Raw genomic sequence first — 17,658 nt, forward strand, 5'->3', positions numbered from 1 at the left:
AACACGCCGGAAACGGGGCTGTCGCACTGGCGGCGATCAACCCGGATTTTGTGAAGAACGAGTGAAATGTAGACGCCACCTATTGCCATCGAGTGAAAGTTGGTTTTTACTTAGTGGCAAGACATAGTGATTCACACCACTCGAAAGCGGGTCAACCAGTGGCTGCAGATTCTTCAACCCGGACGGTGGAACGGGCCCTGGCGCTGCTGAGTGCCGTCTGCACAGACGGTGCCATCAGCCTCAGCGACGCGGCCCGGCTGGTTGATCTGTCCGCCAGCACGGCCCTGCGTCTGCTCCGGACGCTCGAGGCCAGCGGGTTCGTCTCACGGGATCCGGGCGGGAACTTCAGGCCCGGGGCCAGCGTCATCCAGCTGGGGGCACTGGCCCTGGGCCACGAATCCCTGGTCTCCCTCTGCACCCCGGCCATGAAGGGACTCGTCGCAAAAACCGGTGAGTCCTGCTACCTCAGCATTCCCGGCACCGGCGACACCGGAATCTACATAGCAATCGTTGAAGGAACCCACTCGATCCGGCATGCCAGCTGGGTCGGCAGAAGTATCCCACTGGAGGGATCGGCCGCAGGCAAAGTCCTCACCGGCGGCGAGTCCGAACGCGGCTTCGCCGTCATGCGCAGCGGCGTTGAAGATGACGTGACGGCTATTGCCGCCCCCGTCATCATGGGCGGCCGGACCGTGGCCGCCCTGAGCATCGTGGCGCCCAGTTACAGGCTGAACGAGCTGAAGGCAAGGAAGATCGGCGAGGACCTGGCGAAGGTGGCCAAAACCATTCTCACCACGCCCTCCGAAAACCATGAAAAGCCCCTGGAAAGCATGGATACAAAATGATCAGGTTTGAAAGTGTTACCAAGACCTACCCGGACGGGACAGTGGCCGTGGATGGGCTGGACCTCGAAGCCCCCACCGGCAAGCTGACCATCCTTGTGGGCCCGTCAGGCTGCGGGAAGACCACCTCGCTCCGGATGATCAACCGCCTCATCGAGCCCACCGCCGGAACCATTTACCTTGATGACCAGCCCACCTCCGGGATGGACGCAGCATTGCTCCGCCGCAGGATCGGCTACGTGATCCAGCACGCCGGGCTCTTCCCGCACCGCACCATCGTGGACAACGTGGCCACCATGCCGCTGCTCCTGGGCGAGAGCCGGCAGAAAGCCCGTATGAAGGCCCTCGAGCTCATGGAGCGCGTTGGCCTTCCGGCGAACTTCGCCAAGCGCTACCCCTGGCAACTCTCGGGCGGCCAGCAGCAGCGTGTTGGCGTGGCTCGCGCCTTGGCATCGGACCCTGCGTTCATGCTTATGGACGAACCCTTCAGCGCCGTGGACCCCGTGGTCCGTGCGCAGCTCCAGGACGAATTCCTCCGCCTGCAGCGTGAAATCGGCAAGACCATCATCATGGTTACCCACGACATCGACGAAGCCCTCAAGCTGGGAGACCAGGTGGCCGTGATGCGCGTCGGCGGGAAGCTCGCGCAGATGGCCACGCCGTCAGAGCTGCTCACCTCGCCGGCCGACGAGTTTGTAGCCGACTTCGTGGGACGCGACCGGGGCTACCGTTCCCTCGGCTTCACCAATGTGGCCGGAACCGTGACGGTCAACGAAGAAGCCGTGGTTCAGCTCGGGGCCTCCGCCGCTGAAGCGCAGGGCCGGGCAACCGGGGCCTGGGTCCTGGTGGTCGACGGCGGACGGAAGCCGCTTGGCTGGGCACAGCCCGAGCTGATCGTCGGCGAGCTCAAGCGGGAGCATCTGAACCTCAGCGGCACGTCCGCGACATCGGCCGGCACCATGCGCCAACTGCTTGACGCAGCCCTGTCCTCCCCCAGCCGGCGCGGCGTCGTCGTCAATGACACCGGTGAGCTCATCGGCACGGTCACTGCGTCCGACATCGTCAAGGCCATCGAAGCCGAACCGCACCTGGAGACGGCCCGATGAACGTTGAATGGCTGGGCCGCCAGTTCGACAATATTGTGTTCCTGCTCGGCTGGCATGTCCTGCTAGCCGTCACCCCACTGATCCTCGGCCTGCTGATTGCCCTGCCCTTGGGCTGGTGGGCACACCGCAGCCGCCGGATCTACCCCCTCTTGGTGGGCATCGCGGGCCTGCTGTACACCGTGCCCTCGCTGGCATTGTTCGTGCTGCTGCCACTGGTGCTGGGCACCAAGATCCTGGACCCCCTCAACATCGTGGCCGCGCTAACCATCTACACTGTGGCACTGTTGGTGCGGGTGGTGGCGGATGCCCTCGACTCTGTTCCTGCGGACACTGCCCAGGCTGCCAAAGCAATGGGTTACCGCGGCTATCAGAGCCTCCTGAAGGTCGAACTGCCGGTGGGCGTCCCCGTCATTTGCGCAGGCCTGCGCGTCGCCGCCGTATCCAACGTCAGCCTTGTCTCCGTAGCCGCGCTGCTGGGTATCCCGCAGCTTGGCTCGCTCTTTACGCAAGGTTTCCAGCTCCGTTTCTACACGCCAATCATCGCCGGCATCGTGCTCTGTGTAGTCCTGGCGATGATCCTGGACGGACTGATCATCCTCCTCAACCGGTGGCTGACACCGTGGACCCCCAAGGTGGTGGCATCATGAACTACTTGTTCGACCCCGCGCACTGGACCGGCGCCGACGGCATCCCGAACCTGATCGGCGAGCACCTCGTTTACTCGCTCATCGCCCTCGCCATCGCGGCCGTCATCGCAGTTCCGCTCGGCGTCTACATCGGTGTCACCGGCAAGGGCGTCTTCATGATCGCAGGCCTGGCCAATGCCCTCCGCGCACTACCCAGCGTGGGACTCCTGATCCTCCTCGTGCTGCTGATCTCGCCGGCCTTCCCATCCAAGATGGGCTACATCCTGCCGAGCCTCATCGTCCTGGTGCTGCTCGCGGTGCCGCCCATCCTGACCAACACCTATGCCGGCATCCGCGCAGTGGATGCGGCCGCCGTCGACGCTGCCAAGGGCATGGGCTTCCGCACCATGAAGATCCTCACGGATGTTCAGCTCCCCTGCTCGCTCCCGCTGGTACTGTCCGGCGTCCGAAGTGCTTTGCTGCAGATCATCTCGACGGCGACCATCGCGGCCTACATTTCGCTCGGTGGACTCGGCCGCCTGCTGATCGACGGCAAGGCCCAGAACGACTACAGCCAGATGGTTGCCGGCGCCGTGCTCGTGGCGCTGCTGGCACTTTTCTTCGACCAGCTGCTCGCCTTCATCACGCGCAGGGTTGTCTCACCAGGACTGACCCGGCGCACCGTCAAGGCCGCCCTCCCGGCCGGTACCGTGAACACCCCCGCCACGGTCTGATCCCTCCCCCAGCCAAACCAGGCGGCCGCCCGGCGGCCCATCCCACCGCGAACCACCCTCATCTGGCCGCCGCATGCCCGGCGCCCCCTTCACAGGAGAAAACTCATGAAAAAGTACCTGACCGGATTCACACTGGCCGCAGTGGCCGCCATCACCCTGAGCGCCTGCGGCGGCGGTGACCCGATGAGCAGCTCCGGCAACACCCAGGCAGCCTCAAGCGACAGCATCATTGTGGGCTCCGCCGATTTCCCGGAAAGCCAGCTCATCGCCAAGATCTACGCCGAGGCACTCAAGAGCAAGGGCGTTCAGGTCACCGAAAAGCCCAGCATCGGCAGCCGCGAAGTCACCATCCCGGCCCTCAAGGACGGTTCCATCGACCTTATGCCCGAATACGGCGGGGCCCTCCTGCAGTACCTCGATCCAGCCACCACGGCCGTTTCCTCTGAAGAGGTGGCGACGGAGCTGGGCACCAAAGTCCCCTCCGGCCTGACAATGCTGACGGCGTCCGAAGCCGAAGACAAGGATGTCCTGGCGGTCAAGAAGGAAACCGCCGAGAAGTACAACCTCAAATCCATCAGCGATCTCCAGCCGGTGGCCAAGGACCTGGTTCTGGGCGGCCCGCCGGAGTGGAAGACCCGCCTGAACGGTGTGGCCGGCCTCAAGTCCGTCTACAGCCTGGAATTCAAGGAATTCTCAGCGCTCGACGCCGGCGGTCCCCTGACGCTGAACGCCCTGCTTTCCGGCCAGGTACAGGTTGCCGACCTCTTCAGCACCGATCCGGCACTGTCCGCCAACAACCTGGTGGCCCTTGAGGACAGCAAGAACCTGTTCCTCTCCGAGAACATCGTCCCGGTCATCAACGAAAAGAAGTCCACGGCCACCGTCAAGGAGGTCCTGAACAAAGTCTCGGCCGCGCTCACCACGGAAGACCTCATCGAGATGAATGGCCGGGTGGCGAAGTTCGAGGACATCGGCGAGATCGCCAAGGACTGGCTCAAGTCCAAGAACCTGGTCTGACCCCGTCTTCCAGTTTTAGGAGAACACAGAATGACAGCCGATTTCACCACCGGTGCCCGCCCGGTCAAAGCAGCCCGCGGCACTGAGCTCACCGCCAAGTCCTGGCAGACGGAAGCCCCGTTGCGCATGCTGATGAACAACCTGGACCCCGAGGTGGCCGAACGCCCCGATGATCTGGTGGTCTACGGCGGCACCGGCCGTGCCGTCCGGTCTTGGGCTGCGTTCGACGCCATCACCCGCACCTTGGAAACCTTGGAAGAGGACGAGACGCTCCTGGTCCAGTCCGGCAAACCGGTCGGTGTGTTCCGGACCAACGTGTGGGCGCCGCGGGTGCTGCTGGCGAACTCCAACCTTGTCGGCGACTGGGCCAACTGGCCCGAATTCCGCCGGCTGGAGGCCGAGGGCCTAATGATGTACGGGCAGATGACCGCCGGGTCCTGGATCTACATCGGCACCCAGGGCATCCTGCAGGGCACCTTCGAGACGTTCGCCGCGATCGCCCGGAAACTCACCGGCGACGAGGACGGTACCCTCGCCGGGACGCTGACCCTGACCGGCGGCTGCGGCGGCATGGGCGGTGCCCAGCCGCTCGCCGTCACCCTGAACGAGGGCGCGTGCCTGATTGTCGACGTCGACGAGACCCGCCTGCGCCGCCGCGCCGGCAAGCGCTACCTGGACGAGGTCGAAACGGACCTCGACACCGCGATCGCCAAGGTCCTGGCGGCCAAGGAAGAGCGCCGCGGCTGGTCCGTGGGCTACGTCGGCAACGCCGCCGAGGTCTTCCCCGAGATCCTGCGCCGCCACAACGCCGGCGAGCTCACCGTCGACATCGTCACGGACCAGACCTCCGCCCACGATCCGCTGTCCTACCTCCCCGAGGGAATCACGGTCGAGGAATGGCACAGCGAGGCCGCCGCCGACCCCGAGGGCTTCACCAAGAAGGCCCAGGCCTCCATGGCCAAGCACGTACAGGCCATGGTCGAATTCCAGGACGCCGGCGCCGAGGTCTTCGATTACGGCAACTCCATCCGCGACGAAGCCCGCACGGGCGGCTACAACCGAGCCTTCGAATTCCCCGGCTTCGTCCCGGCCTACATCCGGCCGCTGTTCTGCGAGGGCCTCGGCCCGTTCCGGTGGGTGGCGCTCTCCGGTGACCCGGAGGACATCGCCGTCACCGACAAGGCCATCAAGGAACTCTTCCCCGAGAACAAGCACCTGCACCGCTGGATCGACGCGGCCCAGGAACGCGTGGAGTTCGAAGGCCTGCCGGCCCGGATCTGCTGGCTCGGCTACGGCGACCGCGCCAAGGCCGGCCTGCTGTTCAACCAGCTCGTCAAGGAAGGCAAGGTCAAGGCGCCCATCGTGATCGGCCGCGATCACCTGGACTCCGGCTCCGTCGCCTCCCCGTACCGCGAAACCGAGGCCATGGCGGACGGCTCGGACGCGATCGCCGACTGGCCGCTGCTCAACGCCCTGCTCAACACCGCCTCCGGCGCCACCTGGGTCTCCATCCACCACGGCGGCGGCGTCGGCATCGGCCGCTCCATCCACGCCGGCCAGGTCTCCGTCGCCGACGGCACCGACCTCGCCGCACAGAAGCTCGAACGCCTCCTCACAAACGACCCCGGCATGGGCGTCATCCGCCACGCCGACGCCGGCTACGACCGCGCCCTCGACGTCGCCAAAGAACGCGGCGTCCGCATCCCGATGCAGGAGTCCGCAGACACCGCCGAGGCCGAAGAAGCAAGTAGCTCTGCAGCCTCGGCTGCCCGGCAACGAACTCTGGACGCTGCCGCCCCCGAGACCGACTGACGAAACTGCCGCCGCTGGCAGGCCTGTTGAACGCGCTCCCCAACTGGCCTGGCGGCGGGCGGCTTATGGAAGGATCATCCGGTGATCGAAATTGACGGCCGCCATCTGGCTCTGAAGGACATCGTCGCCGTGGCCACGGGCGGCGCCAGGGTCTCCCTGGCGGCGTCCGCGGTCGCAACAATGGCTGCATCCCAGCGGTCCGCGCGGGCAACCGCCCGCGCCCGGCCCGTTTACGGGCGTTCCACCGGGGTCGGCGCCAACCGCTCCGTGACGCTGACTCCGACGGGCAACGCGATGGACACGCATGGACTGAATCTCCTGCGAAGTCATGCCGTGGATGCCGGACGCCCCCTTGAGCGGGAAACCGTGCGGGCGATGCTGGTGATCAGGCTCTCCCAACTGGCGGCAGGTGCTTCCGGAATTAGTCCGGCCATAGCCGAAGCGCTCGCCGAAATGCTGAACCTTGATGCTTTGCCGGAGGTGCGGGAATTCGGAGGGATCGGAACGGCCGATCTTTCTTCCTTGGCCGGGACCGCCCTGACGCTTCTGGGCGAACGGCCAACCATGAGCGGCAGCCCCATCCCCAAAGCGCTCGAAGGCTGGGCCACCGAGGATGCCCTGCCTTTCATCAGTTCCAGCGCGCTCACCATCGCCCAGGCTGTTCTTGGCCATCAGAAACTTGCCGTCCTGCTGGAGAACCTCACGCTGGTGAGCGCCCTGTCCTTCACAGCGATGTCAGGTAATCCGGAGGCGTTCAGTCCTGAGGTTGCTCGGGCGTCCGATTCGTCTGCCGTGGGTGAAATGGCAACGACACTTCACGGGCTGGTGGCTGGCACCGGCGAGGTCGCCAGGATCCAGGATCCGTACTGTCTGCGCACGCTGCCGCAGGTTCTCGGGGCGGTCTCGGAGGAGCTTGCCTCGCTGGAATTGCTCCTGAACCGGCTGGTGGTTGCCCGCCACGAGAACCCGCTGGTCTTCGGTTTTGAGGCCGACGGGACCAACGGGGTCGCCCATCACGGCCTCTTCCAGATGACAACTCTTGCCCGTCGGGTAGACGCACTGCACTTGGCCCTGGGTACGGCCTGCGCCACCAACCTCCGCCGGATAGACCTGCTCTGCGACCCCGCGTTCACTGGTCTCAACCGGTTCCTCGCAGCCGACGATTCCGGCCAATCCGGCGTCATGATGCTTGAATACGTGGCGGCTGCCGCCGCGGGCCATGTGCGTGCCAATGCCCAGCCCGTGAGCCTGCAGACAGTCGTTCTGTCCCTCGGTGCCGAGGAAGACGCCAGTTTCGCCAGCCTGGCCACCCACCGATTGGAGTCAACCGTCCAGGCGGTGGCCACCCTGACGGCCGTGGAACTGGTATGTTCAGCGCGGGCACTGCGCATGCAGGGACGGAGCGCGTCCGAGTTCAGCAATCCACTGCTTAGGAGAACCCTCGAAGCCGGATTCACCCTGCCGGCCGCCAGCCAGGACCGCGACCTTCGCCCCGACGTCGAGCGGGCGTTGAAGCTCGTCCGGCTGCCGGCCTTGGCAAGCACCACGTAAGCGGCCGCCAGCCCCTGCGCCGCAGCCGCTGATACAAGTTAGTCGGCTTCGGGGGCTTCCTCGGGTTCGAAGGTGTTGGGTCCGCCATCCGCCGGGTCTTGGAAGGCCCCTTCAACTTCATCGACACCTCCAACGAATACGGCGGCGGAGGCAACAGCGAACGCCGGATCGGGCAGGCCCTGGCGGAGGCGGGCGGCCCCGGAGGGCGTCGTGGTGGCCACCAAGGTGGACCCCAATTGCCGGATCCTTCCGCTCCCGGCAGCCGGGACCGGCGAGCTGGGCTGAGGTTCAGGTGCGGCTACGGCGCCAGGCGGTACCCCACGCCACGCACGGTTTCAACCCAGCGCGGTGACCGGGAACTGTCGCCCAGGCGCTTGCGCAGGTTTCCCAAGTGGACCTCGACGGCGCGCTCCTCGCCGGCGGTGACGAACGAACCGGTGTTGTACGGGTCGTTCCGGAGGCGGCGGACCAGGTCGGCCTTGGTCTGCACCACCCGGCCGTTCTCCATCAGGACCAGGAGCAGGTCAAACTGCGTGCGGGTCAGGTCCAGCGATACCCCGTGGATGGCTGCGGAACGGGATCCTTCGTGCAGCGTCAGGCCCCTGTGCTCGAAGTCGCACAGGACGACGGGGCCGGCGTGGGGGCGTGGAGCGTCGGCGACGGCGGCGGGCTCGGCGGGAGCCGCCGGTTGCGGTTCGGCCAGCGCACGGGGCGCCGCGTTCCCGTCCCCGGGTACGGAACTAATCGACCGCGGACGCCTGAGCATCGCGGCGATCCTGGCACGCAGTTCCCGCGGACGGAAAGGCTTGGTGAGGTAGTCGTCCGCGCCAGCCTCGAACCCCATCAGCGCATCGGCTTCTTCCACCCGGCCCGTGACGATGATGAGGTAGGCGTCGCTGAATGTCCGGATCCGGCGCGAGGCCTCAATGCCGTCGAAGTCCGGTAGGCCAACGTCCATGGTGACAATGACGGGGTTGTGTTCCCGCACCGCCTTGACCCCTTCCGAACCGGAGGACGTTTCAAACACGGCAAACCCGGACTGCAGGAGCACCTCCTTCAGCGATGTCCTAATGTCGTCGTCGTCTTCAACAACAACAGCAACGCCCCGCTCCACCATCTTTGCCCCCAAAGTTTGATAATTTCCTGCCGACGCAACGCACCATCCCAGATATTTCGTAGTCTATTCGTCGGTGAGCACCAAGAGGATGGGTATTTCAGCGATACGGAGGGGTCGGCCTAATTAGTGAGCCTACACACCGTTCTGGGAGCAAAATTCCACTTCGCAAGAATTTGCAGAATTCTTGAGGTTCGGAAATAAATTGCGTATTTCTTGAGGAGTTGGTTGGCTCAAATTAGTTACATTTCGGCTATTGCGTTTCGTGACAGCTGTGACTGATGATCAACGTGTGCTCAATGGGGGCGCAAGCTGCTCGCTGGGGAGCAAGATGTTAGTTAGGGGCGTTGCATGGCTTCTTTTCGGTTACCTGTCTCACATTCCATCCGTCCGATGAGAGCCCTGGCCATGGTGGCGGCCGCGGGCCTGGCAATGCTTGGTTGCATCCCGTCCGCCCAGGCCGCCGAAACCACGCCGCCGGACCCCGGCCCGGCCGGGAGCTTCGCGTGGAAGGGCTTCAACTGGGAAAAGCGTTTCTGGGGCGGGTCGCCGCAGTACAACCGGCTGTTCGACGCCGCCAACGTCAGCAACCCCGACGCCAACGGATACGTCACGCTGAAGCTCACCAACCCCACGGGCGGGGCACCGGTGGGCGCGGAATTCCAGTCCACCCGACAGGGGTTCGGCTACGGAACCTACAGCACCACCGTGGAGAAGAACCTCAGCGTGCTGCAGAAAGAAGTGGTCTGGGGATGCCTGTTCACCTACGACCCCCTGGCCGAGCCCGGCTACAACGAAATCGACCTTTGCGAGGCATCAGCCTGGGGCGGCGGAGCAGCCTACGGCGAATCGTGGCCGGTCAGCCAAGGTCACGGGTACTGGTTCGACGCCACCAAGCCTCCCGGCCAAGGCAACAACACCGTAGTTTTCGATGTGACCGCCAGCCCCATCATCACGCACCGGATGGTGTGGGAACCGGGCAAGCTGACATTCGAAACATTCGCCGGCCAGGGCTTCACCGGCACCCTCCTGAAGCGCACGGTCCTGCAGGGAAGCACAGTTCCGGTGCCGGCGAAGGAGCAGGTCCACTTCAACCTGTGGGTCACCGGCGGCGGAGGCGGGGATCCCTCCCACGTGAAGCCGGAATCGGTAGTGGTCCGGGACTTCTCCTTCGTCCCCACCGCCACTGCACCATTGCCCCCACCGGCTTCGGCCATCAAATTATCCGCCGCCACCACCAAGGCCAAGGGCGTGAACACCACCACGCTGAAATGGACCGACGCCACCGGCTCCAACGTGACGCTGTGGATCAACGGGGTCCAGAAGGCCGTCCCCAACAACGGGAGCTACGTCAACCAGTTTAAGGGCAGTAACACCACTACTTACAAGGTGTGCGACACCGGCGGCTGCTCCAGCGTCCTCCGCGTGGTCACCTGACGCCTGCTCGGCCCAGACATAAGGGCAGTGCGTCCGGATCACCGGGCGCCCTGCGTTCTTGTGCTCTGTTCAGCTCTTGCGGCGGAACAGCCTAGGATTTGTCGCCGCGGACGGGGACGATCCGCTTGATGGCCATGCCTAGCGCGAGGAGCGCGAAGGCCGCAAGCGCCAACCAGAATAGGTCGCCGGCACCGGTCATAGCGAGGGTTCCGGAGCCAATTCCTGCCGCGGCGGGAGCTGCTGGGTTGTTATACATGGTTGTTACCAGGCTTTCTTCTTGTTGAGGGCTGCATCCAGGTACGCCTTGGCATGGACCACCTGCAGGAACAGGTCGATCACCAGCTCGTACATGGTGGCGGCGGCGAGCATGTATTTCCATCCCCGCAGCCGCACCGTGACCACACGTTCGATCACGAAGACACCGGTCACGGCCAGCCAGAACGGCTGAATGTTCAGCCCGGCCCCCGTGCCCAGTGCAATCGCCACCGTGCTGAAGTAGCCCAGCGTCACCAGGACGCCAAGCATGGCCAGGATCTGACGTCCCCAGTAGGGCCGCGTGACCCGGGTCCAGCCGTACTGCACGCAGTTCTCCACCGCTCCGCGCTTCCACCGGAGCCGCTGAGCCCCCAGATCGCGCCAGGACGGCATCACCTCGGTCACCAAGGTGCAGTCCGCAGGCGATTTGATGCGGTAACACAGCGTGAGCAGGGCAAACGACAGTTCGTTGTCCTCGGTCAGGACGGAGGTGTCATAGACCCCGCCGCGGCCATTTCCCGGCGGCAGTGACCCGTCCAGCCGGGCCGCGATCACATCGCGCAGTGTCCGGGCGCGGAACAGGGCGGCGGTACCGGTAACCACCAGGCATTTACCCTTGAGCCGTTTTACGTCGCGGGCATACCGCGCGTATTCATTCCGCTGCAGGTGCCCCACGAAGCCGCCACCGTGACCGCCGCGGAAAACACCACCGACGGCGCCGAGCCGGGAATCGCGCTGCAGATGGGCTACGGCCCGCTCGATAAAGTCACGGGACAGCTGAGAATCCGCATCTTGGATGAGGATCATGTCCTCGGGTTCGGCACCCGGCAGGAGACGGCCAAGCACGAAGTTCAGGGCGCCAGCCTTCTTATCGGAATTACCCTCGGTGCGGAGGACCTCTGCGCCCTCCGCGAGGGCAATTTCCTCGGTGGCATCCGTGCAATTGTCCGCCACAACAATCACCCTGTCCGGAAGGCGGCTCTGAAATTTCAGCGATGTCAGGGTTTCGCGGATGCCCACAGCCTCATTGTGCGCCGGAATAAGTACCGTGATCACAGGGATCCGGGCCCGGAAAGGGCACCAATGGAAGCCGGAAAATTCCGATCGAAAGCACGGACAGATATATAAAGTTCTGACGCAACGCGCATTAAGTAAATTGTCCCCACAGGAAAACTCTCGAATTTCGTATCTCCTATGACTTTTCCAGTGCCAGCTCAATCCATCAGCAGAAAACCAACAACGAAGGCGCAAGCTTTGGTAAAGAAGAACTCAACGCCGCCGGGCTTGGCGCGGGTGATGCTGAGAAGGCGGGCGTCGCAATTACGATCCCCGGCAGGCTCCCCAAGAAATTGATCCAAACTTGAGCCAACCCTTCGCAAGTCATGCAGTTGGCGGTCCACGCTGGATTTATCACCACAAGAAAACGGCGGGGAAGCAGGAAGATTCATGGGGAACGAATCAGCTCTGGGCGAGGTCGACGCAGTGGGAGGAGTGATCACGGATCACCACCCACTCGACTTCCACACCTTGGGGCTGGCCGGTTGCATTGACCGGCTGACCGGCCCCCTCCGCCAGCAAGGAACGGCAGTCCGCTGGGATACTCCGCACTGGGGCATCGAGATCCCGGCGGACTGCGCGCTCCTCCTCTACCAATCGGCGCGAGAGGCGCTGAGCAACGCCTTAAAGTACTCGGACGCCGCCGAGCTCACCGTCCAGTTGGCGGCGGTGGGCCACGGCATCCGTCTTGTAGTGTCCGACGACGGCACGGGCTTTGACTGCGACCTCGCGTTCAGCGGCAAGAACCACGGCTACGGGCTGCGGCTGATGTCCGTGGCAGTACATGAGGCCGGCGGCACCGTCAGCGTCTGTTCGAAGCCAGGGCAGGGCACCACCGTGACGGTAACCCTTCCCCTGGACTGACGCCCTCCGCGGCACATCTGCCACGGCAGAGCTACCGCGGTGGGTTTGGCGCAACAGGCTTACCGGGACAGCTTCTCCGGGTCCGGCTCGAGGTCGCCGATGTGGCCCGGGGCGTTCGCTGCCAGGACCCGCTCCACAAACGCGGCATACTCCTCCATATAGTGCCGCAGGAACTTGGCGGTGCCCTCATCCCGGACCTCGCCGTCGTCGCCAAAGACGCCCGGCTTGAACGAGACGTAGGCTTCCGGGGCGTTCAATTGGGGGGCGTCCAGGAAGCTCAGCACACTGCGCATGGAGGACTGCATCACGGCCGTCCCGATGCTGCCCGGCGAGGCGCCGATGATGCCGGTCGGCTTGCGCGCGAAGGAGTTGGTGCCCCAGGGCCGCGACGCCCAGTCGATGGCATTCTTGAGGGCTCCCGGAATGGAGCGATTGTATTCGGGGGACACAAACAAGATGCCGTCCGAGGCTTCGATCGCTTCCTTGAGGGCGCGGCCTGCCGGTGGAAAATCGGCGTCGTAGTCGTAGCTGTAGAGGGGCAGGTCCTTAATAGGGATCTCGGTGAATTCAAGGTCCGCCGGGGCCAGCTTGATGAGGGCCTGGGCGAGTGTGCGGTTGATGGAGCCGGTGGCCAGGCTCCCCACGAAGTATCCGATTTTCTGCGTTGCCATGAGATTGTTCCTTCCCAACAGCCGGCTGAACCGGCTGGCCGTAGGGCTTTGCAGGATGAAGCGGGCACAGTGCGTCCCCAGTCCAGCACAAACCCCGCCACAGCCATAGGTCCACGGGGTTATTGACACCCTGCTTCGGGAGGCGCTGAATGATGATTGAGGCACATCCACACACACCACGGGAGCGGTTGACATGAAGGAAAAGCCAGTAGTGGCACAGCGCATCCACAGCGAGGCCCCGGCCGAAGGGGATGAGACCGCGGATCCCACCGACATCCGCATGCACTCGCAGGAGCCCGCCGAAGGCGCCGACACAGACGAAGACTAGCCAGTTTGTCATCAGAGGGCCGAGCGACGGGACGACAAGCGGGCCCGACGGCACCATTCCACCCCTCGGCGGCAACCTGGGCGACCGCTAAAGGGCGGAGTCGCACCTAAGGCGCCACCCCGCCGTCGTACGTGGCATCAGGGTGCGCGGCACAGGGTACGTGGCATCAGCTGCCCTGCCCCGCACGAGCGGTCCTGCCCAGCACCGTTCGTGCGGGGCAGGATCGTCCTTACCGAAGCGGCCTAGTCCCTGGCCGGCACCAGCACCACTTCATAGGGGCTGGCCGGCCGGTTGAACTGCGCATTCACGGCCGCCAGGGTGTTCCCGAACCGCGCCACCGTGGTGGGGACATCGAAAGCGGGGCTGGTGATGGTGTCTTCGATCTCGCCGGACGACAGATCGTTGGAGAGGTCGATCCGGACGATCTGGTTCAGGAAGTTCTGCACCGCCCAGACTGTGTGGCCACGGACGAGGATGCCGTCAACATTCGGTACATCCACACCTTCAATCAAGGCGCTGTCGCCGGTCTCCGGATCCACGGTATAGAGGGCCCTGTTCGTCGAATGCGCAACGATGAGGACGCGGTCGCCCTTGGCAGCGGCAATGCCGTTGAGGTTGAAGGGACCGGTCAGCTCGGCAGCCGGCCCGTTCAGCGGAAGAGTCTCAACCGTCCCCAGCTCGCCGTGCCTGCCCACCGGGAGGAAGTAGAGCTCGCCAGCGGCCGAGTTGGTGAACCAGGCGCCATCCCGCGTCAGGGCGACGTCGTTGATGAACCCCGGAGCTAGCGTGAAGTCATCCACCGGTTCGCCCGATTCAGTGTCGTAGACGAAGGCCTTGCCGGTGCCGCCGCCCGCTACAAACAGCAGGTTGTTGCGGGTATCGGCCTTCATACCGACGGCGGCCCGGGACTGGGAGTCAAAGTCCGATACGTCGATGAACAGTTCCGAGGTACCCTCGCGGATGTCGCCGCGGTAAATGTCTCCGAGAGCCAAGTCTCCGGCGTAGAAGGTGGTTCCCTTGCCGGCGGCGATCCCCTCGGCGGACGTGGCGCCCTTGAGCACAATGACTGAGTCTGCTGGCGGCGAAGCTGACGCCGGGAGGACAGGCGCCAACAGCCCCATCAGCGCGATGAACCCAATGGCGGTACGGCGTTGTACTTTTCCTGAATTCTGGGTTGTGCGGGCCATGATTCTTCCTTGAATTGGGCGATCCGCACAGGCCAACATGCGGCAGGCCCGCACGGTTATCCTGCCAGTCTAGGCACCCTGCGAACCGGTCCGCCAGAGTCTGGACCCCCCTCCCTGCGCGGTCACACTCCGCCCGCCGGAGCCCACGGATCGGCAAGCTGCAGCGGTCTCTGCTTACAATCGAAACCTCAATCAACTACTGAGGGACCCATGAAGAAACTCGCCACCGCCCTGATCGCTGCCGGCCTCGTGCTTTCCGCTTCTGCGTGCACAACGCCCACCAAACTTTCCACCCCCGAAACCTGCGACCGCGTCAAGGCTGTCCTGGCAAACCCCGCTAACAACGTGGGCAAGACCGGCCTGGTGCGTCTCGCCAACCAGATCCGGCCCATCGAAGTTGTGGCATCGGATGACCTCAAGCCTGCGCTCGGATCCATCATCGAGTTCACGGACGAGTCCGCCAAGGAAGCCCCGGACGAGGCCAAGCTCGCCGAGCTGGAGGCCGGGTACCAGGAAGCGGGCGCCGCCTTCACGAAGCACTGCAGCTAAGACGCCTGCTGCGTTAGCGTTCGACGGCGGCCGGTTGGCCGCCGTCGTCGGCTTATCCTTGGCTCGTGGATCTCTATCAGTCGCTGCTCTCGTTCGGCCTTGTGGCCGGACTCCTGACGCTGGTTCCGGGCATCGATACGGCACTGGTGCTCCGTTCGTCCCTCGCCAGGACCCGCGGTTTCGCCTTCGCCACGGCCTTGGGCATCTCCACCGGACTGATGGTGTGGGGAATCGCGGCAGCTGTGGGCGTCTCAGCGCTGCTGGCAGCATCGGAACTGGCGTACCGGGCTCTCACCATCGCCGGTGCCGCCTACATGGTCTGGCTTGGCGCTTCCCTGCTGTGGAAGAGCCGGGCCAACAGCCCGTCGTCCGCTGCGCCTGCAGCCGAGGTTGAGGTGCCCGCCGCCTCCCGCCATCAACTGGTCCAGGGCTGGCTGACCGGGACGGGCACCAACCTGCTCAATCCGAAGGTCGGGGTCTTCTATATCGCCACGATTCCCCAGTTCATCCCGCCGGGGACGCCTCCGTTGCTGATGGGAATCTTGCTGGCCGGAGTCCACTGCGTCATGGGCCTTGCATGGCTGACCTTCCTGATTTTCGGAGCAGGTTTCGCCTCCACATGGCTGAAAAGCGCCCGCAGCCTCCGGATCATCGACCGCATCACCGGCACCGTCCTGATCGGCTTCGGGCTGCGGCTCGCCCTCGAACCACAGCACTGATACCGGTCACCTGATACCGGCTCCCCTGGCGCCGGCCGTCGTGCCCGGCCTTCGTGCCGGCCGTCGTGCCGGCCGTCGTGCCGGCCTTAGTTCAGGGACAGGGCCAGGTAGAGGGCCGTCAGGATAACCACCGTGGGTGTCATGACCAGGCGTTCCGGCTTACTGCGGGAGATTCCATTCAGCACGATTCCCACCGCGAAATAGGCCGTCAGCACCCAACAGAAGACGTTCGTAAAGCCTGCGTTCACCAGCGGAGCCGCCATGCCGGCCTTGGCCAGGGCAACATAGGCGAAGAGGACATAAAGGATGATCGAGGTGGCGCTGCCGCTCCGCAGCTTGGCCGGGAGGACGGTGTGCTGGCCGCCCCACGCGAACCGTCCCAGCGGTGCTCCCGCGATCAGTGCGGCCTGAAATACCGCGAGCGCGGCCAGAAGTACACACGCGGAAATCGCGGCAAGCTGGTCTAACGGCATCGAAGATCCCCGTTCTCCGGGAGTTTTTGTCCAGATAACGTGCCAAAAACGCCGGTTTGGGCACGTTATCTGGACAAAAACTCTTGGTGTGGCTGCCGGCTGTGACTGTTAATTCGGAATGGCGGTTCTTTCACAGCTCAGTTTGGCGGTTTGGCTGATCCCGATGACGAGCGTTGAGCGTGCGAATGACGTCGTCGGCGATGGTGCTGAGTTCATTGATTTTCATGACCCGTTCCACTTGCGTGAAGAGCCGGTCGATGAGGCGGAAGTTGCCTCGGGTGATCCGCGCGACGGCGGCGATGGTCTGGGCGTCGGTGAAGTCGTCCCGGTCCAGGGTTTGGCCGAGTTCGTGCCATCGGCGCTCGAGGACGAAATTCAGTTATTCCTGGGCGAGGGGCCGGTATTCGTGGGCGAAGCCGACCCTGCTGTAGAGCTGTGCGTAGCGGCTGAACCATTTTTCGATCCCGGGCATGCCGATGAGGATCAGGGCGATATTGTCCCGGTCGTAGCGGTCGCGCAGGCGTTCCAGGGCAGCGGCGTTGAGGCGTTCGGATTCGTCGATGATGAGCAGCTCAACATGCTTATCTGTGCGTGTATCGGGCACTTCGGCGCGGACCGGTACCTGCTGCGCCGCGGCGGCGGTCTACGGCAATACAGAAAACAGTCCGGTGACGGCCGGAGGCAGCAGTACTCTGACTGGAGATGCTGCCTCCACGCCTGACAAGACAGCGTTGGTGCGCTGGCAGATCCTGCGCCGGCATATCGAAGACGGCGTGCCGCTGACGACCCTCGCCGCACATGAAGGCATCGGGCTGCGGACACTGCGGCGCTGGCACGCGGCCCACAAACGCGACGGCATGGCCGGGCTGGCCACAGGCAACCGCGGGACCATCGGGCGCAGGAGCACCCCCGAACTGGTCGCGCTCGTCGAAGGCCTGGCGTTGGTGAAACCGCCCCTGCCCATCACCGCCATCGCCCGCAAAGCCAACCGCATCGCCGCCGACCATTGCTGGCCGCCGCACTCCCACTGCAAGGTCCGCGCCATCACCAAGGGCCTTGACCCCGGTATGGGAACGCTCGCCCAACAGGGAACGGCCGCCTACCGGGACTATGAACTGGCCTGGCGGCACCGGGCCGAGCGACCCAAACATGATCTGGCAGGCCGGTAGCGCGGCTGACGCCGAGGACCTCACCGATCTTCTCGACCGTCATGTCCTTCTGCTCATACATCCGGCGCGCGGTCCGGAGCTTGTCCTGTTGGAAAAAGCTGCCGGTCTGTAGCGAAATCGGTCGTATTTGAACTGCTGACTTGCAACG

At 64.4% G+C, this 17,658-nt stretch carries 21 protein-coding genes and 1 pseudogene; 13 read left to right on the top strand and 9 right to left on the bottom strand.

The features are described from left to right. Positions 1 to 158: 158 nt before the first annotated feature. From ACQCSW_RS18895 to ACQCSW_RS18925, 7 genes are all read left to right on the top strand, one after another. Positions 159 to 845, top strand: coding sequence for an IclR family transcriptional regulator (locus ACQCSW_RS18895; RefSeq protein WP_426988370.1), 687 nt, complete (start codon positions 159 to 161; stop codon positions 843 to 845). Then, positions 842 to 1,948 (top strand): ATP-binding cassette domain-containing protein, encoded by a 1,107-nt coding sequence (locus ACQCSW_RS18900; protein ID WP_354251936.1) that lies wholly within the window; start codon positions 842 to 844, stop codon positions 1,946 to 1,948. The genes ACQCSW_RS18895 and ACQCSW_RS18900 overlap by 4 nt, the downstream gene beginning before the upstream one ends. Beyond that, positions 1,945 to 2,595, top strand: coding sequence for an ABC transporter permease (locus ACQCSW_RS18905; protein ID WP_426988372.1), 651 nt, complete (start codon positions 1,945 to 1,947; stop codon positions 2,593 to 2,595). Before ACQCSW_RS18900 ends, ACQCSW_RS18905 begins: the two co-directional genes overlap by 4 nt. Then, positions 2,592 to 3,308: an ABC transporter permease gene (locus ACQCSW_RS18910; RefSeq protein WP_426988374.1), complete on the top strand. Its 717-nt coding sequence runs from the start codon at positions 2,592 to 2,594 to the stop codon at positions 3,306 to 3,308. The genes ACQCSW_RS18905 and ACQCSW_RS18910 overlap by 4 nt, the downstream gene beginning before the upstream one ends. 105 nt (positions 3,309 to 3,413) lie before the next feature. Then, entirely contained in the window at positions 3,414 to 4,325 is a 912-nt protein-coding gene (locus ACQCSW_RS18915; RefSeq protein WP_426988376.1) for an ABC transporter substrate-binding protein, read from the top strand. A 30-nt stretch (positions 4,326 to 4,355) separates the two neighbouring features. Beyond that, positions 4,356 to 6,137, top strand: a complete 1,782-nt coding sequence (hutU, locus tag ACQCSW_RS18920) for a urocanate hydratase (RefSeq protein WP_426988378.1) — start codon at positions 4,356 to 4,358, stop codon at positions 6,135 to 6,137. A gap of 81 nt (positions 6,138 to 6,218) precedes the next feature. Beyond that, the gene (locus ACQCSW_RS18925) at positions 6,219 to 7,688 is read left to right on the top strand and encodes an aromatic amino acid lyase (RefSeq protein ID WP_426988380.1); all 1,470 of its coding nucleotides are present in this window, start codon (positions 6,219 to 6,221) and stop codon (positions 7,686 to 7,688) included. A 38-nt stretch (positions 7,689 to 7,726) separates the two neighbouring features. Here ACQCSW_RS18925 and ACQCSW_RS18930 read toward each other — a convergent pair whose 3' ends face one another. Together ACQCSW_RS18930 and ACQCSW_RS18935 are read right to left on the bottom strand one after the other, a co-directional pair. After that, positions 7,727 to 7,924 carry a hypothetical protein gene (locus ACQCSW_RS18930; RefSeq protein ID WP_426988382.1) on the bottom strand — a complete coding sequence of 66 codons (198 nt, stop codon included), beginning with the start codon at positions 7,922 to 7,924 and terminating at the stop codon, positions 7,727 to 7,729. Positions 7,925 to 7,986: 62 nt separating this feature from the next. Next, complete coding sequence (locus tag ACQCSW_RS18935) at positions 7,987 to 8,805, bottom strand: response regulator transcription factor (protein WP_426990738.1); 819 nt, start codon at positions 8,803 to 8,805, stop codon at positions 7,987 to 7,989. A gap of 390 nt (positions 8,806 to 9,195) precedes the next feature. Here ACQCSW_RS18935 and ACQCSW_RS18940 point away from each other — a divergent pair, with 390 nt between their 5' ends. After that, entirely contained in the window at positions 9,196 to 10,239 is a 1,044-nt protein-coding gene (locus ACQCSW_RS18940) for a glycoside hydrolase family 16 protein (protein ID WP_426988384.1), read from the top strand. Between the two features lie 91 nt (positions 10,240 to 10,330). Here ACQCSW_RS18940 and ACQCSW_RS18945 read toward each other — a convergent pair whose 3' ends face one another. From ACQCSW_RS18945 to ACQCSW_RS18955, 3 genes are all read right to left on the bottom strand, one after another. Next, a complete protein-coding gene (locus tag ACQCSW_RS18945; RefSeq protein ID WP_426988386.1) occupies positions 10,331 to 10,495 on the bottom strand; it encodes a hypothetical protein in 165 nt (54 codons plus the stop codon). A gap of 5 nt (positions 10,496 to 10,500) precedes the next feature. Next, complete coding sequence (locus ACQCSW_RS18950; protein WP_426988388.1) at positions 10,501 to 11,550, bottom strand: glycosyltransferase family 2 protein; 1,050 nt, start codon at positions 11,548 to 11,550, stop codon at positions 10,501 to 10,503. Between the two features lie 158 nt (positions 11,551 to 11,708). Then, the gene (locus tag ACQCSW_RS18955; RefSeq protein ID WP_426988390.1) at positions 11,709 to 11,942 is read right to left on the bottom strand and encodes a hypothetical protein; all 234 of its coding nucleotides are present in this window, start codon (positions 11,940 to 11,942) and stop codon (positions 11,709 to 11,711) included. Between ACQCSW_RS18955 and ACQCSW_RS18960 the strand changes: the two genes are divergently transcribed. After that, on the top strand, positions 11,941 to 12,414 hold the full coding sequence (locus ACQCSW_RS18960) for a sensor histidine kinase (protein WP_426988392.1): 474 nt from the start codon (positions 11,941 to 11,943) through the stop codon (positions 12,412 to 12,414). The genes ACQCSW_RS18955 and ACQCSW_RS18960 overlap by 2 nt on opposite strands. Positions 12,415 to 12,473: 59 nt before the next feature. On the opposite strand, the gene ACQCSW_RS18965 is transcribed toward ACQCSW_RS18960, so the two are convergent. Next, on the bottom strand, positions 12,474 to 13,085 hold the full coding sequence (locus ACQCSW_RS18965) for an NADPH-dependent FMN reductase (RefSeq protein ID WP_426988394.1): 612 nt from the start codon (positions 13,083 to 13,085) through the stop codon (positions 12,474 to 12,476). A gap of 193 nt (positions 13,086 to 13,278) precedes the next feature. On the opposite strand from ACQCSW_RS18965, the gene ACQCSW_RS18970 reads away from it, so the two are divergent. Continuing rightward, positions 13,279 to 13,413 carry a hypothetical protein gene (locus tag ACQCSW_RS18970; protein WP_258524227.1) on the top strand — a complete coding sequence of 45 codons (135 nt, stop codon included), beginning with the start codon at positions 13,279 to 13,281 and terminating at the stop codon, positions 13,411 to 13,413. A 242-nt stretch (positions 13,414 to 13,655) separates the two neighbouring features. Here the strand turns inward: ACQCSW_RS18970 and ACQCSW_RS18975 are convergent, their stop codons facing one another. After that, positions 13,656 to 14,600 carry an SMP-30/gluconolactonase/LRE family protein gene (locus ACQCSW_RS18975; RefSeq protein ID WP_426988396.1) on the bottom strand — a complete coding sequence of 315 codons (945 nt, stop codon included), beginning with the start codon at positions 14,598 to 14,600 and terminating at the stop codon, positions 13,656 to 13,658. A 210-nt stretch (positions 14,601 to 14,810) separates the two neighbouring features. On the opposite strand from ACQCSW_RS18975, the gene ACQCSW_RS18980 reads away from it, so the two are divergent. After that, positions 14,811 to 15,149: a hypothetical protein gene (locus ACQCSW_RS18980; RefSeq protein WP_426988398.1), complete on the top strand. Its 339-nt coding sequence runs from the start codon at positions 14,811 to 14,813 to the stop codon at positions 15,147 to 15,149. Between the two features lie 65 nt (positions 15,150 to 15,214). Further along, positions 15,215 to 15,868, top strand: a complete 654-nt coding sequence (locus ACQCSW_RS18985; protein ID WP_426988400.1) for a LysE family translocator — start codon at positions 15,215 to 15,217, stop codon at positions 15,866 to 15,868. An 86-nt stretch (positions 15,869 to 15,954) separates the two neighbouring features. Here the strand turns inward: ACQCSW_RS18985 and ACQCSW_RS18990 are convergent, their stop codons facing one another. Next, positions 15,955 to 16,341 carry a hypothetical protein gene (locus tag ACQCSW_RS18990; protein ID WP_426988402.1) on the bottom strand — a complete coding sequence of 129 codons (387 nt, stop codon included), beginning with the start codon at positions 16,339 to 16,341 and terminating at the stop codon, positions 15,955 to 15,957. Between the two features lie 108 nt (positions 16,342 to 16,449). Next, a pseudogene (locus tag ACQCSW_RS18995) lies at positions 16,450 to 16,933 on the bottom strand (AAA family ATPase); the annotation flags it as partial. Between the two features lie 142 nt (positions 16,934 to 17,075). Between ACQCSW_RS18995 and ACQCSW_RS19000 the strand changes: the two are divergent. Further along, positions 17,076 to 17,510 carry a helix-turn-helix domain-containing protein gene (locus tag ACQCSW_RS19000; RefSeq protein WP_160679724.1) on the top strand — a complete coding sequence of 145 codons (435 nt, stop codon included), beginning with the start codon at positions 17,076 to 17,078 and terminating at the stop codon, positions 17,508 to 17,510. Positions 17,511 to 17,658: the final 148 nt, after the last annotated feature.

The organism is Pseudarthrobacter sp. Y6, from assembly GCF_050156205.1.
Taxonomy (GTDB): domain Bacteria; phylum Actinomycetota; class Actinomycetes; order Actinomycetales; family Micrococcaceae; genus Arthrobacter.